General features: G+C 63.9%; 17 protein-coding genes. 4 read left to right on the forward strand and 13 right to left on the reverse strand.

Going from position 1 to position 19726, the window contains the following annotated elements:
• The first annotated feature begins 274 nt into the window (after positions 1–274).
• From FA04_RS26305 to FA04_RS26315, 3 genes are all read left to right on the forward strand, one after another.
• On the forward strand, positions 275–949 hold the full coding sequence (locus FA04_RS26305; RefSeq protein ID WP_034805614.1) for a response regulator transcription factor: 675 nt from the start codon (positions 275–277) through the stop codon (positions 947–949).
• The gene (locus tag FA04_RS26310) at positions 946–2283 is read left to right on the forward strand and encodes a sensor histidine kinase (RefSeq protein ID WP_034805611.1); all 1338 of its coding nucleotides are present in this window, start codon (positions 946–948) and stop codon (positions 2281–2283) included. Before FA04_RS26305 ends, FA04_RS26310 begins: the two co-directional genes overlap by 4 nt.
• 202 nt (positions 2284–2485) lie before the next feature.
• Positions 2486–3112 (forward strand): outer membrane protein, encoded by a 627-nt coding sequence (locus tag FA04_RS26315; RefSeq protein WP_051659706.1) that lies wholly within the window; start codon positions 2486–2488, stop codon positions 3110–3112.
• A 75-nt stretch (positions 3113–3187) separates the two neighbouring features.
• Here FA04_RS26315 and FA04_RS26320 read toward each other — a convergent pair whose 3' ends face one another.
• The 8 genes from FA04_RS26320 to FA04_RS26355 form a co-directional block, all read right to left on the reverse strand.
• A complete protein-coding gene (locus FA04_RS26320; RefSeq protein WP_034805608.1) occupies positions 3188–4717 on the reverse strand; it encodes an FGGY-family carbohydrate kinase in 1530 nt (509 codons plus the stop codon).
• 119 nt (positions 4718–4836) lie between these two features.
• Positions 4837–5679 carry a class I fructose-bisphosphate aldolase gene (locus tag FA04_RS26325; protein WP_034805605.1) on the reverse strand — a complete coding sequence of 281 codons (843 nt, stop codon included), beginning with the start codon at positions 5677–5679 and terminating at the stop codon, positions 4837–4839.
• Positions 5652–7400, reverse strand: a complete 1749-nt coding sequence (locus FA04_RS26330; RefSeq protein ID WP_034805602.1) for a glycerol-3-phosphate dehydrogenase/oxidase — start codon at positions 7398–7400, stop codon at positions 5652–5654. Before FA04_RS26330 ends, FA04_RS26325 begins: the two co-directional genes overlap by 28 nt.
• Positions 7401–7412: 12 nt before the next feature.
• On the reverse strand, positions 7413–8408 hold the full coding sequence (locus FA04_RS26335; protein WP_034805599.1) for an aldo/keto reductase: 996 nt from the start codon (positions 8406–8408) through the stop codon (positions 7413–7415).
• Positions 8405–9415, reverse strand: coding sequence for a sugar-binding transcriptional regulator (locus FA04_RS26340; protein ID WP_034805596.1), 1011 nt, complete (start codon positions 9413–9415; stop codon positions 8405–8407). The genes FA04_RS26335 and FA04_RS26340 overlap by 4 nt, the downstream gene beginning before the upstream one ends.
• 2 nt (positions 9416–9417) lie before the next feature.
• Positions 9418–10407: an ABC transporter permease gene (locus FA04_RS26345; RefSeq protein WP_034805593.1), complete on the reverse strand. Its 990-nt coding sequence runs from the start codon at positions 10405–10407 to the stop codon at positions 9418–9420.
• 28 nt (positions 10408–10435) lie between these two features.
• On the reverse strand, positions 10436–11977 hold the full coding sequence (locus tag FA04_RS26350; protein ID WP_034805590.1) for a sugar ABC transporter ATP-binding protein: 1542 nt from the start codon (positions 11975–11977) through the stop codon (positions 10436–10438).
• A 59-nt stretch (positions 11978–12036) separates the two neighbouring features.
• On the reverse strand, positions 12037–13065 hold the full coding sequence (locus FA04_RS26355) for a substrate-binding domain-containing protein (protein WP_034805587.1): 1029 nt from the start codon (positions 13063–13065) through the stop codon (positions 12037–12039).
• 235 nt (positions 13066–13300) lie between these two features.
• Between FA04_RS26355 and FA04_RS26360 the strand changes: the two genes are divergently transcribed.
• Positions 13301–14287 carry a LacI family DNA-binding transcriptional regulator gene (locus FA04_RS26360; protein WP_034805584.1) on the forward strand — a complete coding sequence of 329 codons (987 nt, stop codon included), beginning with the start codon at positions 13301–13303 and terminating at the stop codon, positions 14285–14287.
• Positions 14288–14351: 64 nt separating this feature from the next.
• Here the strand turns inward: FA04_RS26360 and FA04_RS26365 are convergent, their stop codons facing one another.
• The 5 genes from FA04_RS26365 to FA04_RS26385 all read right to left on the reverse strand — a co-directional run bounded on the left by FA04_RS26365 (position 14352) and on the right by FA04_RS26385 (position 19546).
• A complete protein-coding gene (locus FA04_RS26365) occupies positions 14352–15617 on the reverse strand; it encodes an ABC transporter substrate-binding protein (RefSeq protein ID WP_034805581.1) in 1266 nt (421 codons plus the stop codon).
• A 24-nt stretch (positions 15618–15641) separates the two neighbouring features.
• Entirely contained in the window at positions 15642–16475 is an 834-nt protein-coding gene (locus tag FA04_RS26370) for a carbohydrate ABC transporter permease (RefSeq protein WP_034805578.1), read from the reverse strand.
• Positions 16472–17434, reverse strand: a complete 963-nt coding sequence (locus FA04_RS26375; protein ID WP_082936569.1) for a carbohydrate ABC transporter permease — start codon at positions 17432–17434, stop codon at positions 16472–16474. The genes FA04_RS26370 and FA04_RS26375 overlap by 4 nt, the downstream gene beginning before the upstream one ends.
• Before the next feature lie 106 nt (positions 17435–17540).
• Positions 17541–18707 (reverse strand): ABC transporter ATP-binding protein, encoded by a 1167-nt coding sequence (locus FA04_RS26380; RefSeq protein WP_034805575.1) that lies wholly within the window; start codon positions 18705–18707, stop codon positions 17541–17543.
• Positions 18704–19546 (reverse strand): metallophosphoesterase family protein, encoded by an 843-nt coding sequence (locus FA04_RS26385; RefSeq protein ID WP_034805572.1) that lies wholly within the window; start codon positions 19544–19546, stop codon positions 18704–18706. The genes FA04_RS26380 and FA04_RS26385 overlap by 4 nt, the downstream gene beginning before the upstream one ends.
• Positions 19547–19726: the final 180 nt, after the last annotated feature.

Consider the following 19726-nt stretch of genomic DNA (forward strand, 5'->3'; position numbering starts at 1 on the left):
GCAGCGACACATCGTTTGACGATCTGCGCCTTGCGCGGCAGCGCCCGCCCCGCGCTGCCGCGCAAGGCAATTTTTGAGGGCTCTTGTCCGATCGCTCGCCCCGCAAATGCGCGGCTATTCTCTCCGTCCCATCCGAATACGGTAAGCCTCGGCCGCTCTGCATTGCCGGGCTCCCGTTCTCGCCGCTAGAAAGGCAGCGAAAGGCCGCAACGTTGTTGCAATCCTCGTCCACCAGACGTGAACGAGACACGCCTATCGGATTCGGAGATATTCAATGCGCCTGCTCCTTGTCGAGGATGAGCTGGAAATGGCGGCAGCACTCAGTGCCGCACTCAGCCGCTATGACATGATCCTCGACCATGCACCGTCGATCGACCATGCGATGGCGGCGCTGGCCAGCCAGGTTCACGACGGCATCATCCTCGACCGGCAACTGCCCGACGGCGATGGCCTGTCTCTGATCCCGCGGGTGCGTGCGCTACGATCGGGAATCCCGGTAATCGTGCTGACGGCGCGCAGCGCCATCGACGAACGGGTCAGGGGCCTCGACATGGGCGCCGACGACTATCTCGCCAAGCCGTTCGCCGTGGAGGAGTTGCTGGCGCGCATCCGTGCCCTGATGCGACGTTCACCTGATATTGCGCCGATCACCGCCCGCATCGGCCAACTGATCTTCGATTTCGAAGGCAGACAGGCTCGTGTCGACGGCCGGGTGCTGGACCTGCCGCGGCGGGAACTGCTGGTGCTGGAGGCTTTGGCGCGCCGGCAGGGGCGCACGGTGCAGCGTTCGACTCTGGAGGAATCCGTCTATGGCTATGACGACGAAATCCAGTCCAATTCTCTCGACGCGCATGTTTCGCGGTTGCGCCGCAAGCTCTCGGAAACCGGTGCCGGCGTTGAAATTCACAGCATCCGCGGCGTTGGCTACCTTCTGAGACCCTCTCCATGACGAACGCTTCCACCAACTCGCTGAAGAAGCGCCTGATCTGGCAGATCCTGACCTTTCAGGTGCTGCTGTTGATGGCGGTCATCGCCGGCTTCATGGCCTTGCTGACGCGCGCCGATCTCGGCGGCAAGTTCCTCGACGCCGACGCCGCGTCGATCGCGGCCGGGGCAATCCGGCCGGATCCCGTCGGTGGGCTGACGCTGGTGGAGACACCGCAACTGCTTGCCATGCGGGCCGAGTCCGCCGATTTCTGGTTCGTCGCACGGAACGAACGCGGCGACATGATCCGCAGCGGACCGGTGCCGGACGCCTATCGCAGCATCGGCGAGCACCTCGACCGCATCGCCTTTGGCGATATGCGTGACAGCATCGAGCCCTATACCCTCTCGTCGATCGTGCGCTCGGTGACCACGGACAACGGCACCTATACGGTGCTTGCCGGTGGAGGGCGGCTCTGGAGCGCGTCCTTCGCGGTGTTCATCCTGGCAAACCTTCTGCTTTTGCCGATCGTCTTGATCGTGGTGCTGATCCCGGCCTTCGCGATCCCGATCATCGTAAGGCGCGCCTTTGCCGGTCTTGCCGAAGTGGTCGACCAGGCAAAGACGATCGATGTCGAGCGCCGCGGTGCCCGGCTGCCCGATCATCGCATCCCCGGCGAAGTGCGACCGCTCGTTGAGGCGTTCAACGGCGCACTGCAGCGGCTCGATGAGGGGTACGAGCGCCGCCAGCGCTTTATCCTCGACGCGGCACACGAGCTTCGAACCCCGGTTGCGATCCTGCACACGCGCCTGGAAAGCATGGAGGCCGGCCCGCTCCGGAACCGCCTGCTGATCGATTCCAACCGCATTGCCGGCCTTGCCGAACAGTTGCTCGATCTCGAACGCATCGATCGCGACGGCACGGATTTCGGGCAGCTCGACCTGGTTTCGCTCTGCCGCGACGTGACGGCCGACCTCGCCCCGCTTGCGCTTTCGGCCGGCTGCGACCTTTCCTTCGCTCCGGGCACGGAGCGCGTCGTCGTGCGCGGCGATACCGGCGCGATCGAGCGGGCGGTCACCAACCTCGTGCGCAACGCCATCGAACACGCCGGCGGCCTGATCACGATCCGGGTGGAGCGCGGCGGCGTGATCGAGGTCACCGACGAAGGTCCCGGCATTCCGGAACGGGAACGGGCCCGGATCTTCGAGCCCTTCCACCGCCTGCAGCCGCGGGACCATGGCGCCGGCCTCGGCTTGCATCTGGTCAGCGAGATCATCGGCCGCCACAAGGGTCACATCTCGGTGGTCGATGATCCCAAGGGTGGCGCCTGCTTCCGCATCACCTTGCCTGCCGGCTAGGATTTTCCTCAGTCGGCGTATGGTTAACAGATAACTAACAACAAAATCAGTAACTTAGACAAGTTGCGCAATGTTGGTGCAATCCGTGGGGCCGACAAAGGCCGTGTACCGTCCAAACATCGCCATCCCACCCCAAGGGTGAAGCGCACATGGGAGGACGCAAGCGCCATCAAGGCGCGTTTCCTATGCACGGAGCAAGAAAATGCGGCAGTCCAGCAAGTTTTCCATCTGGTCGGGTCTTACCCTTCTCGCCCTCTGCGGCGCACAGCCGTCCCAGGCGGCTGATTTCTCCGCCCCCACCTATCAGGACCCGCCGGCCTTCAGCTGGAGCGGCGCCTATGTCGGTGCCCATGGCGGCCTTGGCTTTACCGGCAGCCCCAACCCGTTCGCCGACCGCAATGGCGTCGCGCTCGGCGTCCAGGCCGGCTACAACATGCAGGCCGGCCCCGGCATCGTCGGGGCGGAAATCGAAGGCTCCTATCTCGGCGACACCGAGCACAAGGTCAACGGCGGCAAGCTCAAGGAGAAATGGCGCGGCGCCATCAAGGCGAAGGCGGGTCTCACCTTCGACCAGACGCTCGTCTACGGCACGGCCGGTTACGCCATGACCAGCTACAAGAAGGGCGGCGACGTGCGTAACGACGTCGGCTTCAAGGGCGGCTACCTGCTCGGCGCCGGCGTGGAACAGGCCTTTGCCGGCGGCCTCTCCGCCAAGCTCGAATACAACTACATCACGACGCCAGATGTCCGCACCCACACGAGCTCAGGCTCCAGCGAGAAAGACATCAACAGCCACGTCATCAAGGCCGGCATCAACATGCGTTTCTGACGGGTCAGACGGTTTGCGGCGGCGCTGCAACGTTCCTCCCAGCAGCGCCCCGACAGACCGATGCCCCTGCCCTGATCACTCCGCCGCTTCCCGCGCCGATCGCTCGGGCGTTGCAAGCCGGCGCCAGATCGGCGCCATGGCAGCGGCGATCTCGCCGTAAAGCGCAAAGCGCCTGTCATAATGCGCGGCAAGTGCAGGGTTTGGACGGTAGTGGCGTTCGGTCTTGACCATCGCCGCAGCACCGGCGGAGATATCGGCGAAAAGGCCGATGCCGGCGCCAGCCGTAATCGCGGCGCCGAGCGCGCCGGTCTCGCGTGAACGGGCGACCGTCACCGGCACGTCAAGCACGTCGGCGAAGATCTGCGGCCAGATCAGGCTGCGCGATCCGCCACCCGAAAGCACCGCCTCCTCGAAGCGAGCCCCAGCCGCGCGCAACGCCGCGATATGCTGGCGATGGCCGAAGGCGACGCCTTCAAGCACCGCGCGGACCAGATGACCCTTGCCGTGCCAGCCGGCGACGCCGTAGAAGCCAGCGCGCGCGTTGCCGTCCTGCTGAGCGCCATAGAGAAACGGATGGTAGAGCGGGTCATCAGAGGCCGGCGTGACCTCGGCTGCCAGCTGGCAGCAGAGATCGAAGGGCGACCGGCCATCCTTGCCGTCGTGCGGGAAGAGCTCGCGCACCAGCCATTCCAGATTGGCCGCCGACGTGGCACTCGCCTCGATCGCCATGTAGCGCTTGCGATCGAAGGTCGAGGACATGAAGAGCGGACGTGAGAGATCAGGCTGGTCGATGATCACCTGGTTGATGCTCCAGGTGCCGGCGATGATCGAGGCAGCACCGGTGCGGGTGACGCCCGAGCCGATTGCCGAAGCGACCACGTCGAAGAGCCCACCGACAACGGGTGTGCCGGCAGCCAGACCCGTCTGCGCCGCCGCTTCCTCGGTAACGCGTCCGACGATATCGGCGCTTTCGGCGAGATCGGGCAGCAGGTCCATGTCTTCGCCGAGGCCATAGGCCTTCATTAATGCCGCATCGTAACGCCTTCCGGCGACATCGAGCAGGCCCGCGCCGCTCATGTCCGAGACGTCGCTGACGCGCGCGCCGGTCAGGCGATTGATGACGAAGTCCTTGCAGAGAAACACCGTGCCGATTTTTTCAAACTGGTCAGGCCGATGGCGCTTCAGCCAGGCAAGCAGGGTCGGCGTTTGTGATGGCCAGGGCTTCTGCCCGGCGATCGGATAGGTTCGCTCGCCGACGCCTGCGGCCTGCCACTCCTCGGCGAGGCCGGCGGCGCGAGTGTCGAGCGACTGGATGCCGACAAGCGGTTCTCCGTCTCGATCGAGCGCGTAGAGACCGTTGCCGTGCCCGGCGCAACCGATCGCCGCGATCTCGCTGGCATCGATGCCGGCGCGCTCGATGCAGGCGCGGATCACCACCTTGGCATGGCTCCACAGTTCGCCAAGCCCGCGCTCGACATGGCCGGGCATCGGCACATGGCTGTGCCCTTCTTCCGCGGCCATCGCGATCTCGTTGCCGTCACGATCGAAAAGTACCGTCTTGATCACAGTGTTCCCGGCGTCGATCCCGAGCAGATACTTACCCATTGCCGAACCCCTCCCCAAGGTCCTTAATCCATTTGCCGGAACGCCACCGGTGTCCTCACAGCGGCAGCGTTCCTCTTGCGCCGGAGCATCGCTGGTGAAGCGGTTCCGGCTGAGCGATTTCAACCGCGCTGGTAGAGCGCGTAGGCTTCTTCGCCGCTTACATCCTCATGGATGATCGCCATCAGGCCGCGCACAACGGCGCTCGGATTGGCGTGCTGGTAGATGTTGCGCCCATAGACCATGCCCATTGCGCCCTGACGCATCAAGGCCGCCGACTTGTCGAAGACGTTGCGCAAGTCCTCCTTGCCGCCGCCACGCACGAGAACGGGGCAGCGCGCCGCCTCGACGACCCGGTGGAAATCCTCGGCATTGGTGGTCGGGTCCGCCTTGACGATGTCAGCGCCCATCTCGCGCGCAAGCCGGGTCAGCGTCACGATCTTCTCGGCGTCGCCATCGACCATGTAGCCGCCGTGCTCGGTCACCGGCTGCATCACCAAGGGCTCGATCATCAACGGCATGCCGTACTTGTCGCAATCGGCCCGCACGCGCGAGATGTTGGCGACGCATTGGCGGAAGAGATCGGGCTCGTCCGGCAGCATGAAGAGGTTGACGACGACGCAGGCCGCGTCCATCGCCAGCGCGCCGATCAACGGTTCGGCCTCGTTCTGCAACACGGCCCACATGTGCCGGTGGCGGATGCGGTTATAGGGGTTGCCCATGTCGAGACGCATGACCAGCGCCGGCTTGTCCTTGCCCGGCACCTCCTGCAACAGATCCGCCTGGCCAAAATTCATCTGGATCGCATCCGGTGCGGCCGCGACCAGCGCCTTGACCACGGCTGACATGTCTTCAAGACCATTGAGGAAGGAGGGTTCGTTGCAGACGCCATGATCGATCGCGACGTCGAGGCAACGTCCACCGCCGAACAGACGGTTCATCCGGACCTTGCTGTTGTTTCGCATAATGCACTCCTTTGTTCGTTCCGTACGGATAGGGTTTCCTCGTCGACGCCATGGCGCTCGACGAGAAGGGCAAGAAATCGCTTACGCTCGACCGCGACACGCGGCGGCAACCATTGCTTTTCGATGGCAAGCACGGCGAGCACCGCATCCACCATGTCGAGCGAGAGCTCGCCGGTGATTGCAAGCGTCGTGCGGCGCAGCAGCAGGTCCTCGAGATGTTCGACGGCTTCGCTGCGGATCAGGTATTGCAGCTCGCGCGCGGAGTAATCCCGATGCGGCAAGGCATGGTCAGCGCCGGCGGCGATGAGATCGGCAACGTCTCGCGCGCCCGTTCCATAGCGGACGAAAAGCACTTGCATGCGCTCCCGCGAAAGCCCGGTGGCTGCCGCAACATCATCGACCCATCGGTCGCGATCGGAGGGATAGTCTTGCCCGCCACCGATGGCACGTTCTCCGGTGCTGACATGGCGCTGTTTTGCGAGCCGTTCCAGGGTGAGGTCGGCCGCCATTTCGCCGAAGGAGCGGAACGTCGTCCATTTGCCGCCGATCATGCAGAGCACCGGCGGACCGCCCTCAACACCCTCCACGAAGGTGCAGAAATGGTCGCGCGGGATGCGACCGGTGAAGCTGTCCTGGCTCGCCGGCAGCGGCCGTACGCCCGAGAACTGGAACACCACCTCTTCCGGCCTGATCCGGATGTCTGGCAGGACGAAGGCGAGCGACTGCAGGATGTAGTCGCGCTCGTCGGCTTCGCAGCGCACGGTTTCGGGATCATCGACACGAATGTCCGTCGAGCCCACCAGCACCTTGCCGAGATAGGGAAAGAGGATGCAGATGCGGCCATCCTCGTTCTCGTAATAGATCATGTGGCCGTTAAGCGCTTCCATGAGTTGGGCATTGTCGATGATCAGATGCGAGCCCTTGGTGCCGCCCATCAACGGGGCCGGCTTCGACGTTGCGGGAAACAGTGCGCCGTTGGCGATATCGATCCAGCCGCCGGTGGCGTTGATGATGAGGCCGGGCTCGATCGCAGCGACCGCGCCGGTGACATCGTCCTTCAGTTCGTAGCGTCCGGGTGCGGCCAGCGTCAGTTCGGCGTAGTTCAGCGCCTGCGCGTGAGAACCGGCGGCAAGCCCGTCCTTCAACAGCTCGATGCCGAGACGTTCCGGCTGGCTGACCCAGGCGTCGTAATAGGTCGCGGAACTCTTGATGTCGGGATTGAGCGCCGGCCAGCGTGCAAGCGTCGTGCGCCGCCCTCGGAAGGCATGCTTCGGCATCAGCGCCCGCTTGCGCGTCAGGAAATCATAGATGCCAAGGCCCATCTTGACGGCGACGGCGCCACGGCGGCTTGGCCGCCGCGTCAATCCCAGGAAGCGAACCGCGCCATTGGCAAGGCCCGAGAAGATGTCGAAGATCGGCACGGTCGTGGGCAGCGGCGCCACGTAATGCGGCGCGTTCTTCAGCAGCCGATCGCGTTCGACCAGCGATTCCCTGACCAGGCTGAACTCGCCATTTTCCAGATAGCGAAGACCGCCATGCACCATGCGTGACAGCGCCGCACTCGCGCCCGAACAGTAGTCGTGCTTCTCGACGAGCAGCACGTTCACCCCCTGCAGCGCCAGTTCACGAAAGACGCTGAGGCCGTTGATGCCGCCGCCGAGGACGCACACGTCCACCTTCGGGCTCTTGGGGAGCCCGTTGAAAATCTCTTCCCGGTTCATGATGGCAGTCCGTTAGCTGTCCATGTTGACGAGCGTCGCCGCGATGGCCGCGTCGATCCCCGCGAGATCATCGTGATCGAGCCGGATCGTCCCGGCCCTTGCATTGTCGAGCGCTTGCGCCGGATTGCGTGCGCCGCAGAGCGCGAAAGTCACGCCCTCCTGGCAGAGCGTCCAGGCAATGACGATCTGGGCGATTGTCGCGCCATGCTTTTCTGCGACCGGCTGGATGGCCTTGGCAAAGGCCGCGACCTTTTCGCGGTTGCCGACCGAGAAGCGCGGATTGTCGCGCCGCTGGTCGTCGCCTGAAAACACCCGCTCCGGTCCGATGCCGCCGGAGAGAAGGCCGAGCGCCAACGACGAGTAGCTGAGCGTGGCGACGCCGTTGCGCCGCGTCAGCGGCAAAAGCTCCGCCTCGATCTCGCGATCGATCATGCTGAAGCGTTCCTGGATCGCGTCGAGCCCGCCGATCGCGATGTACTGTTCAAGGTCGCTACGGCCGACATTGCTGGCGCCGATCGCCCGGATCTTGCCCGCCTGGCGCAGCTCTTCGAGCGCGGCCATGGTCTCCTCGATCGGCGTCGTCGGGTCCTGCCAATGGGTGATGTAGAGGTCGATGTAATCGGTGTCGAGCCGCTTCAGGCTCTGCTCGACCTCGTGATGGATCGCATCTCGGCCGAGGTAGCGGTGCACCGGCTTGCCGTCCTGGTCGAAGAAGTGCTTGCCCTTGTCCGTATGCCAGACGAGCCCGCACTTGGTGGCGATGATTGCCTTGTCGCGGCGGCCGGCCAAAGCCTTGCCGACGATCTCTTCCGAGCGGCCGAGGCCATAGGCCGGCGCCGTATCGATCAGCGTCACACCGGCGTCGAGCGAAGCCTGGATCGCCGCGATCGATTCCCGCTCGTCCGTGCCGCCCCACATCCAGCCGCCGATCGCCCAGGTGCCGAGCCCGACGGCCGAAGCCTTCACGCCCGATCGGCCGATCTCCCGCATCAATTGATCCCCGCTCATGCCAGAAGTCCCTTTTCGCTTGCCATGGCGAGCACGCGCTCGCCGGTCGCCTCGTCCGTCACCAGCGTGTCGAGGTGGTGTCCCCGCATGACGCTGAGGATCGGTCCGGCCTTGTTCGGTCCACTTGCCACGCCGATCTTCGTCGGGATCGAGGCGAATTCTTCGAGCGTCAGCGAGACCAGCGACCGGTTGAGGCTGTAGTCACAGACACGTCCCTCATCATCGAGCAGATGGGCGAGAAGTTCGCAGCTTGCGCCAGAGCGCTCGATTGCCGCTCGGTCCGTGCTCGAAGACGGATGCAGGTCGTAGTAGCTCGAATCGTCCGAAAGGATCGAACCGATGCCGACCACCGCCACCTTCGCTTCGCGCGCCCTCCCGAAGACATCCGCCACCGAGCGCATGTTGATCAGCATCGCCCGCTCGGCGGCACTGTCGGCAAAGAGCGGCGCGTGGATCTGGAAAGACCGCCCGCCGAGCCTGTCGGCCATCATCGTCGAGACGTGGTTCACATCCGTATAGTGCTTGCCCTGGACGCAGCCGGTACCGGGGATTACCTCGACATCGAAGCGGCGCGGCGCCTGCAGCCCCGCGACGACGGCACTGACACCCTTGCCGCCGGTGATGCAGATCGTGTCGCCATCGCCGATCTCTTCGAGCAGCAGCCGGGCTGCCGCCTCGCCGACCGCCTGGAGGGCGGTCTGCTGATTGTCGGAAACGGTCGGCACGACGATCGCCCGGCGGATGCCGCCGATCGCAAGCAACTGCTCTTCCATGTCGACCAAGGGCTCGATCGGCGACTTGATCTTGATCTCGACCAGGCCAAGCTGACGGCCGCGCTTGATCAGCCGGTTAACGGTCGGCTGCGAGATGCCGAGCCGATCGGCGATCTGCGACTGGGTCAGTCCTTCGAGGAAATGCAGGACGAGCGCCTGATGCATCTGCCGCGCGACGACGAGTTCTTCTCGCGCACTTGAGGCCTGGGACAAAATGGGTTTGGCAATCGGCATGGTCAGGCTGCCTTCCGCTTGTGCAGCAGGTGGTCGATGGAAACGGCAGCCAAGAGAATGCACCCCTTGATCATGTCCTGCCAATAGACGGAGACGTCGAGCAGGATCAACGAGCTGGTGACAACCGAGAGAAGAGCGATACCGAGGATGGCGCCGAGGATCGTGCCCGAGCCGCCGTTGAGCGAGGCGCCGCCGATGACCGCCGCAGCGATGATGTTGAGCTCCATACCGACCCCGAAGGTGGGCGTCGCGGCGCCGAAGCGCGACATGTAGATGACGCCGGCGACACCTGCGAGCGTCGAGCAAAGCACCGTCACCCAGAACTTCACCTGCTTGGTCTTGATGCCCGAATAGAGCGCTGCCTTCTCGTTGCTGCCGGTATAGAAGACCTTGCGGAAGGCGGTCGCCCGGCGCAGCAGGAAGTCGAAGAGCACGACGACGGCGACGAAGATCAGGATGACATAGGGCACGCCGTGGAAGGTGCCCTGCCCGACCGCCTTGAACGACACCGGCAGCGTGAAGAGCGACAGCGGCGTGCCCTTGGTGATGACGAGGCAGAGGCCGCGCACGATCACCATCGCCGCCAGCGACGTGATGAAATGATTGAGCCCGACGACGGTGACGAAGAAGCCCATGATCATGCCGATCATGCTGCTGGCGAGGATGCCGACCAGCGAGGCCGTCCAGGGATCGACACCGGCGAGAAACAGCGAACCGGCCAGCACCATGGCGAAGCAGACGACCGAGCCGACGGCGAGGTCGATGCCGCCGACGATCAACAGGATCGTCATGCCGACGACGACGATTCCTTCGACCGAGAAGCTCATCAGCATGGCGCGCATGTTGCCGAAGGTGAGAAAATGCGGCGAGGCAAAGCTCATGATGATACCGAGCGCCAGGATGATCGCGATCAGCCCCGCCTCACGCATCGTGCCGATGCGTTTCCAGGCGGGCGCCTGCGCATGCGTTGCAACCATCGTATCAACAGCCATTTCCGCCTCCCCGGCTCTATCAGTTCTTTCAGGCGACATGATCCACCATCCGGCCAGCCTCGGCCGTTTGCGTCACCCCTGAGGCCAGGCGGATCACCGCCTCCTCGCTCATTTCTCTGTCATCAAGCTCGCCGGCGATCGCGCCTTCGCGCACGACCAGAACCCGGTCGCAAAGCCCGAGCAGCTCCGGCAGTTCCGACGAGATCACGACAATGCCGATGCCGGTTTCTGCAAGCTCGCGCAGCAGCCGGTGGATTTCGGATTTGGCGCCTACATCGATGCCGCGCGTCGGCTCGTCCATCAGGATCACTTGCGGGCGAACGGCGAGCTGCTTGGCAATCGCCACCTTCTGCTGGTTGCCGCCCGAGAGCGACGAGACCGGCATATCGATGCCGCCCATGCGCACGCCGAGCCGGCGGACGAAATCGCGGGCGAGATCGGCCTCGGCCCTGGAATTCAGCAATCCGAGCGGCCCGGTCAGCGTCTTCAGATCAAGCACCGAAATATTCTGCGCGATCGACAGGTCGACGAAGACGCCGGACCCCTTGCGATCCTCCGAGAGATAGACGATGCCGGCATCGACCGCGTCGCGGTAGTTGCCGATGCGCTGCGGCTTTCCGCGCAGCGTAATGTCGCCCTTCGACTTGGCCCTCAGACCGCAGATCGCTTCGGCGATCTCGGTACGACCGGAGCCGATCAGACCGCCGATGCCAAGAATTTCGCCCCGCTTCAGATCGAAGGAAACGGTGTCGATGCGGTCGCCATCGCTCAAGCCACGCACAGAGAGAATGGTCTCGTCCGTCCGCGCCTCCGGCGCCTGCTTTTGCGGATAGAGCTGGCTGATCTCGCGGCCGACCATGCGGCGTACGACATCATCAGCAGTCACGTCGGCGATCTTCTCGGTGACCACATGGCGGCCATCACGAAACACGGTGACGCGGTCGCAGAGCGAAAAAATCTCGGCCATGCGGTGGCTGATATAGATGATCGATATGCCCGCGGCCTTCAGGTCGCGGATGATGGCGAACAGCGCCTGCGCTTCGGCTTCCGTCAGCGCCGCGGTCGGCTCATCGAGGATCAGTACGCGGCAGTCGAGCGTCAGCGCCTTGGCAATCTCGACCAGCTGCTGGCTGGAAATGGCGAGGTCGGCGACCTTGCGCCGGACGTCGATCGGCGCCAGCCGGTTCATCACTACCTGGGCTTCGCGTTCGAGCGCGCCGTAATTCATCAGCGGCGAGCGCCGGCGGTTGGTGGCCGCCATGAACATGTTTTCCGCCACCGTCGCATCCGGGCAGAGCGCGATTTCCTGGTGGACGAGGCCGATGCCGAGCGTCTGGGCGGTCGCCGGCGAGGCGATTTTCACGGACGCTCCATCCACCAGCACCTCGCCGTCATTCGGCTGCAGCACACCGGCAATGATGTTCATCAGCGTGGATTTGCCTGCGCCGTTTTCGCCGCAGAGTGCGTGGATCTCTCCCCGCTCGAGGCGAAAATCCACCTCCGTCAGCGCCTTCACCGCACCGAAATGCTTGGTGACGCGCCGGACCTCCAGAACCGGTTGTGCTGTCATGCTGTCCTCCACCCGCAGTCCTGGCTGCCCGGAAACGACCGGGCAGCCAATTCACAATCTTACTCGTCGATGCCCTTGGTGCCACGACGCTTCAGGTACTTGTCCCAGTAGAAGTCATCGGCATTTTCGGCGGTAACGATCGAAAGGCCGTTGTCGACGAAGGGGATGCTCATCGGGTTGAAGCCGGAACGCTTGGCGTCGTTCATCGGATCGATCAGTTCCGGGTGCTTCGCCATCCACAGGAGCATGAAGCCCATATAGCCCTGCATGCCCTGGTTCGGGTTGATCGAACCGAAGACTTCGCCGGCCTTGATCATATCGAGGATGTTGGCGTTGACGTCGGCGCACATGACGAGGACCTTGCCGCCGCTTTCCTTGCTGGCCTGGGCCGCACCGATCGCGGAGTTGGCTTCCGGCATGAACACGGCGCCGAGGTTCGGATTGGCCTGGATGAGGCTCATCAGACCCTGATAGGCCTTGTTCGGATCCTGGTTCGAGGCGGCGCGACCGACGAGTTTCATGTCGGGCCACTTCTCGGCCATGCGATTGACGAAGGCGGTAATGCGCTTGTCGTGGTTGTCCTGGCCGGGGTTTTCAAGAACGGCATATTCGCCCTTGCCGCCCATCTTCTCGGCAATCGCGTCGGCGGCATAGATGCCTTCGCGGGTGTTGTCCGAGGTGATGAAGGAGACGCGCTTCGACAGCGGCGAGTCCGCAGCGAAGGTGACGACTGCCGTGCCCTGATCGATCGCCCGGTTGATCGGCTCGATGAACGGATCGGAGTTCATCGGGTGCACCAGAATGCCGGCCGGGTTCTGGGCAAGCGCCTGGTCGAAAGTGGCGATCTGCTTGTTGACGTCATATTCCGGCGTGCCGGTATATTCGGTCTCGCAGCCGAACTGCTGGCCGGCCTGCTTGAACATTTCATAGACCGGGAACCAGTATTCGACGCCGGATACCATGACGTTCATGACGTATTTTTCGCCGGGCTGGCAGCGAAACGGGTTCGCCGTTTCGGCGCTTGCCGAACCTGCCCAAAACGAAGCTGCAATGACCGCCAGAGCGGTCGTGCTGAGAAATTTGCGCACGCGTCCTCCTCGAGGCCGAAGCCCCTCCCAAAAACCGATAGGGCCGTTTGTTTGCGGCCGCTGAATGTATGAGTTCGCCGGAACTCCTCCTCGACTTCCGACGATTGCGATTTAAGCCGCGGACTCAGCTTCTGTCAATATAATTCACAGCATGAATAATAATTCACGCGCGACGTGGAAAACCTTGGGTCCGGTCCTTCAATCAGCTGTCACGCAGACCCGTTAGAGCGCGATCATGGTTACCCTGCAACAGATCGCCTTTCATGCCGGCTGCTCGCTGGCAACCGTGTCGCGGGTGCTGAAGGGCGAAGGTCCCGTCAGCGACGAGATGGTGCGTCGCGTGCGCCGGGCGGCGGCCGAACTCGGCTACCGGCCGTCGCCGGCCACGGGACGCGCCACCAACCGCAGCCAGCCCGTCGTCGGCGTGCTGGTGCCAAGCGTCACCAACCCGGTGTTTGCCGCCTCGCTCGGCGGCATCCAGCACCGTTTGCAGGCGGCGAACCATGGCGTGCTGATCGCCCAATCCAATTATGATCCCGCACTCGAGGCGCGCGCCGTGCGCTCGCTGCTCGAACAGCGGCCGACCGGTCTGATCCTGACGCTCTGCGACGCCAAGACCAGCGAGGCGCTTTCGGCGGCGCTGCCGCCGACGGTGCTTCTCAACAACCGGCCGGTCGCACGCTTCGCTGCCGCCGTCACCGTCGACAATTACCGGGCCGGTTTCGATCTCACTCGCCACATCCTCGACCACGGTCACCGCCGCATCCTCGTCGTCTCCGGCCACTTCCGTTCATCCGACCGGGCGCGCCTGCGCTATGACGGCTATTTGGCCGCTATGCAGGAAGCCGGCGCCCGGCCGATGGAGGCGGTCGAGATCCCCTTCGTCGACGGCTATGAAAACCTCGACCTCGCGACGGTTCTTGCGCAGCACCGCCCGACCGCAATCATCGCTTCCAACGATCTGCTGGCGCTCGGCGTGATAGCAGCGCTGCGGCGTGAAGGCCTTTCCGTGCCTGACGATGTCTCCGTCGCCGGCTTCGACGGCATCGCGCTTGGCCGGCTGATGACGCCAACACTCACCACCATCTCGATGCCCGACGGCGACATGGGGCTCGCAGCGGCGGCGCTGTTGCTCGATATGGCCGAGAATGCGTCGGGCTGCCGCCATCTCAATCTCGACTGCCGACTCTACGCAGGCGGGACTGTTCGCCACCTCGCGTGAGCAAACACGAAAACACCGCCTCGAAGTTTCCTTCGGGGCGGCGTCGATCGATTTGGTTACAGGATCAGCTGCGCGGCAGCAGGCTTTCGACTTCGGCCGCGGCCTCGTCCAGCGCTTCCTTCGGCGAGGCCTGCTGCTCGACGATGCGCGACAGGTTCTCGACGATCGTCTGCGTCACCTTCACCCCGTTGCTACCGGGGAAGGCATACCAGGGGCGCATCAGCGCCATCTGCTCGAGACCAGCACGGAACAGCGGGTTTTCCTTGTAGAAGTTGGCGAGATACTCAGGCGACTTGGCGGCCAGCTCGTTGTTCGGCACATAGCCGGTGCCGGGAACGACAACCGAGGCGCCATAGGGGCCGGCTGCGAACTTCGCGAACTTCCAGGCGGCTTCCTGCTTTTCGGCGTCGCGCGTCAGGATAACGACGGCGTTGCCGCCGGTCGGCAGCTTGCCCTTTGCCGGGTCGATGAGCGGGATATGGGCAGTGCGCAGGTCGAACTTGTCGCCGACATTCTTGATGGTGTTGCGCAGCGCGCCCGTCGTCTGGAAGGCGAAACCGACCTTGCCGGCAACGAAGGCCTGCTCGCCGGCCTGCTTGGTCAAAACCGGCAGACCGCCTTCCTTGACCATGCGGTCGAGCACTTCGACGGCCTTCTCACCTTCGGGACCGTTGAAGGCAACCTTGCTTTCGTCTTCGCTCAGCATCTCGCCGCCGGCGCCGAAGAGCAGCGCGGAGAACATCCAGTCATCGCCCTGCCAGCGGAAATCGATGCCCTCGTTGCCGTCGCCAAGCGCCTTGATCTTGCCGCCGAGCGCAATGACCTCGTCCCAGGTCTTCGGCGGGTTTCCCGGGTCGCCGCCGGCTTTGCGCACGAGATCGGCGTTGTAATACATGATCGGGTTGGAGGTGGCGAAGGCAAGGCCCACCTGCTTGCCGCCCACCTGGGCGAGCTTCAGGATGTTTTCGGAAAAGCCCTGCTCGGCCATGTTGCCGTCCTTGGCGATGAACGGGCCGAGATCAACGGGGACGTCGCGCTCGTTGACCATGCGCAGGCGGTTGAGGCCGATGAAGGTGAGATCGGGCATCTCGGCCGTTCCGGCCTGACGCATGATCGTCTGGATGCCTTCCTCATAGGTCGCCGACGGATTGGCGAAGGTGATCTTGATATCCGGGTTTTCTTCCATGAACTTCTTCGAGATCGTATCCATCACGTCCTTGAAGAAGCCGGGCATCGGATAATGCACCGTCAGCTGGGTCTCGGCGTCGGCGGGGGCTGCGAGCATCAGCGATGCGGCAGCCGCGGTGAAAAGCTGTCTCAGATGTGTCATGGGTTGCGCTCCAGGTTGGACCGTTCAGCCTTTGAGACCGGTCATGGTAATGCCCTCGACAAAGCGCTTCTGCGCCAGCAGAAACGCGGTCACGAGGGGAAGGGTGATGATGAGGGTCGCGGCCATCAGCGCGCCGTAGTCGTCGCCGGCTTCTGCGGCGCGGAAGTAGAGAAGGCCGAGTGGCGGGGTCGCATAGTCCTGGTTGGTGACGACGATCAGCGGCCAGAAGAGATCGTTCCAGTGGGCGACGACCGAGAAGATTGCAAAGGCGGTGATCGCCGGCCAGCCGTTTGGCACGATGACGCGCGCGACGATGCCGGCTTCAGACATACCGTCGAGGCGTGCCGCATGGATCAGATCGTCGGGCATGGCGCGGAAAAACTGCAGGAAGAGGAAGATCGCGAACACCGAGATCGAGAACGGCGCCACTAGCGCTGCGTAGCTGTTCAGCACCGACAACCTGTCGAAGGCCACGTAAATGGGCAGCGCGGTTGCGTGGATCGGCACCAGGAGGCCGAGCATGACCAGCACCATCATGGTGCGGGCCGCCCGAAACTTCAGCTTCGCCATGGCATAGGCGCAAGGGATGGCGACGACGATCTGGATGACGAAGATCAGCGCGCAGACGACAACGCCGTTGAAGAGCAGGGTCGTCATCGAGACGCGCGACAGCGCCTTGGAAAAGTTCTCGATATAGGACCACTGCTCAGGGATCAGCGACAGCGACGAGGAGAAGATCTCGCTCTGAGCCTTGCCGGCGGTCGAGACCATGAAGATGTAGGGCGCGAGGAAGATGAGCGCGCCAAACGACAGAACGGCGAGGCGAATGAGGCGGGCGACGGAGATGGTGTTGGTCATGCGTAGTGAACCTTCCGGTCGAGCACGCGGTACTGCAGGAACATCAGGACGACGAGGATGGCGAGGAAGACGACGGTCATGGCCGAGGCATAGCCGACGCGCAGATAAACGAAGCCCTCCTGGTAGATGGTGAAGAGCAGCACCTCCGACGCCTTGTTCGGACCGCCCTCGGTCAGCGTCTTCACCGTCTCGAACACCTTCACTGAGTTGATGATGCTGATGGTGGTGACGAACAGCGTCGTCGGCCCGAGCATCGGCCAGGTCACCAGCCGGAAACGATCGAACCAGGTCTTGGCGCCGTCGACTTCGGCTGCGGCATAGAGCTCGCGCGGGATGGCGGTGAGACCGGCGAGGAACAGCACCATGTTGAAGCCGACCGACTGCCAGATGCCGATGATCGACAGGCCATAGAGCACCGTGCCGGAGGCCCCGAGCCAGTTGGGGCCGGCAATGCCGAAAACGGCCAAGAAGGTGTTGATCGGGCCGATGGTCGGGTGAAACAGGAACTGCCAGACCGTCGCCATGGCGACGAGCAGCGAGGCCACCGGCAGGAAATAGACCGTGCGGAAGAACGCCCGGCCCTTGGTTTCCGCCTCGATCAGCATGGCGATTGCCAGCGCCAGCACGATCGAAACCGGTGTGACGATCGCGGTGTAGATGGTGGTGTTCCAGAGCGAGCGCCGGAAGGTGCGGTCGCTGAAGAGTTCGGCATAGTTCTCGAAGCCGACAAAGCGGAAGCTGCCGTAGCCGAGCTCGAAATCGGTGAAACCGAGAACGATCACCGCCGCGGTCGGTAAAAGGATGAAGAGGACGAGCAGCGTGATGGCCGGCAGCGCTAACAGCCAGGCAATGCGGGCCTCGCGGCGATCGGGATCGGTGGTCGCGGCACCGATCGCCGTCTGGGTCCGCAGCCGCTGCGCCGGCTGGACACCGTCTCGCAGAGATGAATGTTGAGGCATTGCCTCCAGCCGATCTCCCCCCTTGTGGGGGAGATGCCCGGCAGGGCAGAGGGCGGTATCCACGAAATCCGCCGCCCCTGCCGCCGTATCCCGATTGGAACCCGCCTTAGCCATGGATCTTCTCCAGCGTCGCGGCGATAGCGACCCGCTCGGCTGGCAGCCGGGTGCCCTCGCCGTCGAACAGCATCGCCCGTTCCGGCATGAACTCGACGTCAACGGGCTGACCGATCGCGAGCACCGCGGCGTCGGCAGGTGCTGACTTGGCAGTGACTAGCTCGCCGATCGCATCGAGGCGGGCGTGAACGATTACCTCAGAGCCGAGGAACTCCATACGCTCGACCCGCGCGCTCAACCGGCCGGCGCTTGCCGCATGGAAGCGCACGAATTCCGGGCGGATTGCGAGCTTCACTGAAGCATCCGGCGCCTGTCCGCGGCTTGCCAGAAGCACCAGATCGCCGAAGCGCACGATGCTCGCCGTATCCGTGCGGGTCTCCAGCACGTTGATCTTCGGCTGGCCGAGGAAGCGTGCGACCTCGATATGGGAGGGGTTGTCGTAGATCTCCTTCGGGGTCGCCAGTTGCAAGAGATTGCCGCCGATCATCACTGCCACTCGATCCGCCATCGACAGGGCTTCCGACTGGTCGTGGGTGACATAGAGCGTCGGCACGCCGGCGCGGCGGTGGAGATCGACGATCTCGCCGCGGGCGTGGACGCGCAGGTTGGCATCGAGATTGGAGAGCGGCTCGTCCATCAGGAAGACGGCCGGGCGGCGCACCATGGCGCGGGCGAGCGCCACGCGCTGGCGCTGGCCGCCGGACATCTGGCCGGGCTTGCGGTCGAGCAGGTGATCAATCTTCAGCGCCAGCGCCATTTCCTTGACCTGGCGCTGGATATCGCTGCGGATCTGCTTCTGCCCCGGCATCAGATTGCCGATCACAGGCAGGCGCTGCGCCGCTGTCAGCCGCCGCATCGCAAGCGGCACGGCGATGTTCTCGCCCGCCGTCAGGTGCGGATAGAGGGCATAGGACTGGAAGACCATCGCGACATTGCGATCGGCCGCCGCCATGCGCGCGACACTGCGGCCGCCGATGACGATCTCGCCGCCGTCGCCATGATCGAGACCGGCGACGATGCGCAACAGCGTGCTCTTGCCGCAGCCGGAAGGACCAACGAGCGCGATGAACTCACCCGCCTCCGCCTGCAGGCTAACCCCCTTAAGGATCGCGTTGCCGCCATAGGACTTGGTGATACCCTCTAGCGAAAGCACGCTCATTGCGCGGCCTCCACACGGACCGTCTTCTTGGCCGCCAGCGGGTAGACCTCTTCGACGATCGGATCGAGCAGGTGGCTGGTCAGTCCCGGCACCGCGATGATCTCGCTTTTGACGTTGACTTCGCTAAACTCGTGTACGACGGCGCCGACCAGCCGCTCGCCCGGCATCGGCCGTTCCAGCGTATCAATGATGAAGGAGGTCGGCGGCGCCCAGACGAGCGACGTCCCGGCGTGCTTGCCCGTCCAGGCCCAGTGCAGGTGGCCGCTTGCATGCAGCGCCACCTCGGCTTCGGCGAAAAGATCAAACAGGCGTTGGCGCTGGCGCGGACGGATGCCCCAGTAGCCGGTGTCGCCTTCGCCCGGATCGTCGACGAAGAGCGGCTTGTGGGCAAAGACGGCCACCCGGCGGCCGTCGCGGCTGAGCAACTGTTCCTCCAGCCAGGTAAACTGCCTGTCTTCTTCTTCGTCCTCGAAGCCGATCAGCAGGCTGTTGAGGCCGAGCAGCCGCCAGTCGCCATGGTCGCGGCCCCAGTAGTCCGGACCGGCGAGCCGGCGCCAGCGGGCAAGCCGAACTGGATCCACCGGCTGGTGCGAACCCGGCAGATGGCCGACATCGTGATTGCCGGGAACGATCAGCACCGGCATCGAGAGCTGGCCGATCAGATCGAGCGAGAAGGTGATGTCGTCCTCGTGGTCGGCGCCATCGATGGTGACGTCGCCGGTGTGGATGACGAGATCGGGTGCCACCGCCTCGATCCAGGCGCGAACCGGTTCCCAATTGCCGTTGAAGTGGCTTTTGGCGGGGCTGAGATGGGTGTCGCTGATCTGGACGATTTTCATGGAAACGGGCCTCCGACGATGGCTTGCGGTATCCGCGTCGAAGGGCTGATACTTCCCTTCTCTGCGGTTGGCCGCAGTCTTTAGGGAGCCGCCATGTCAGTTTGGTAACAGCCGTTCTCAGCTGATTTTCAGTTTCTCCATGAAAGCGTCATCTTCGGGAATGCCAATAGGTCGCGAAAT

The sequence above is a fragment of the Ensifer adhaerens genome, from assembly GCF_000697965.2.
GTDB lineage: Bacteria > Pseudomonadota > Alphaproteobacteria > Rhizobiales > Rhizobiaceae > Ensifer > Ensifer adhaerens.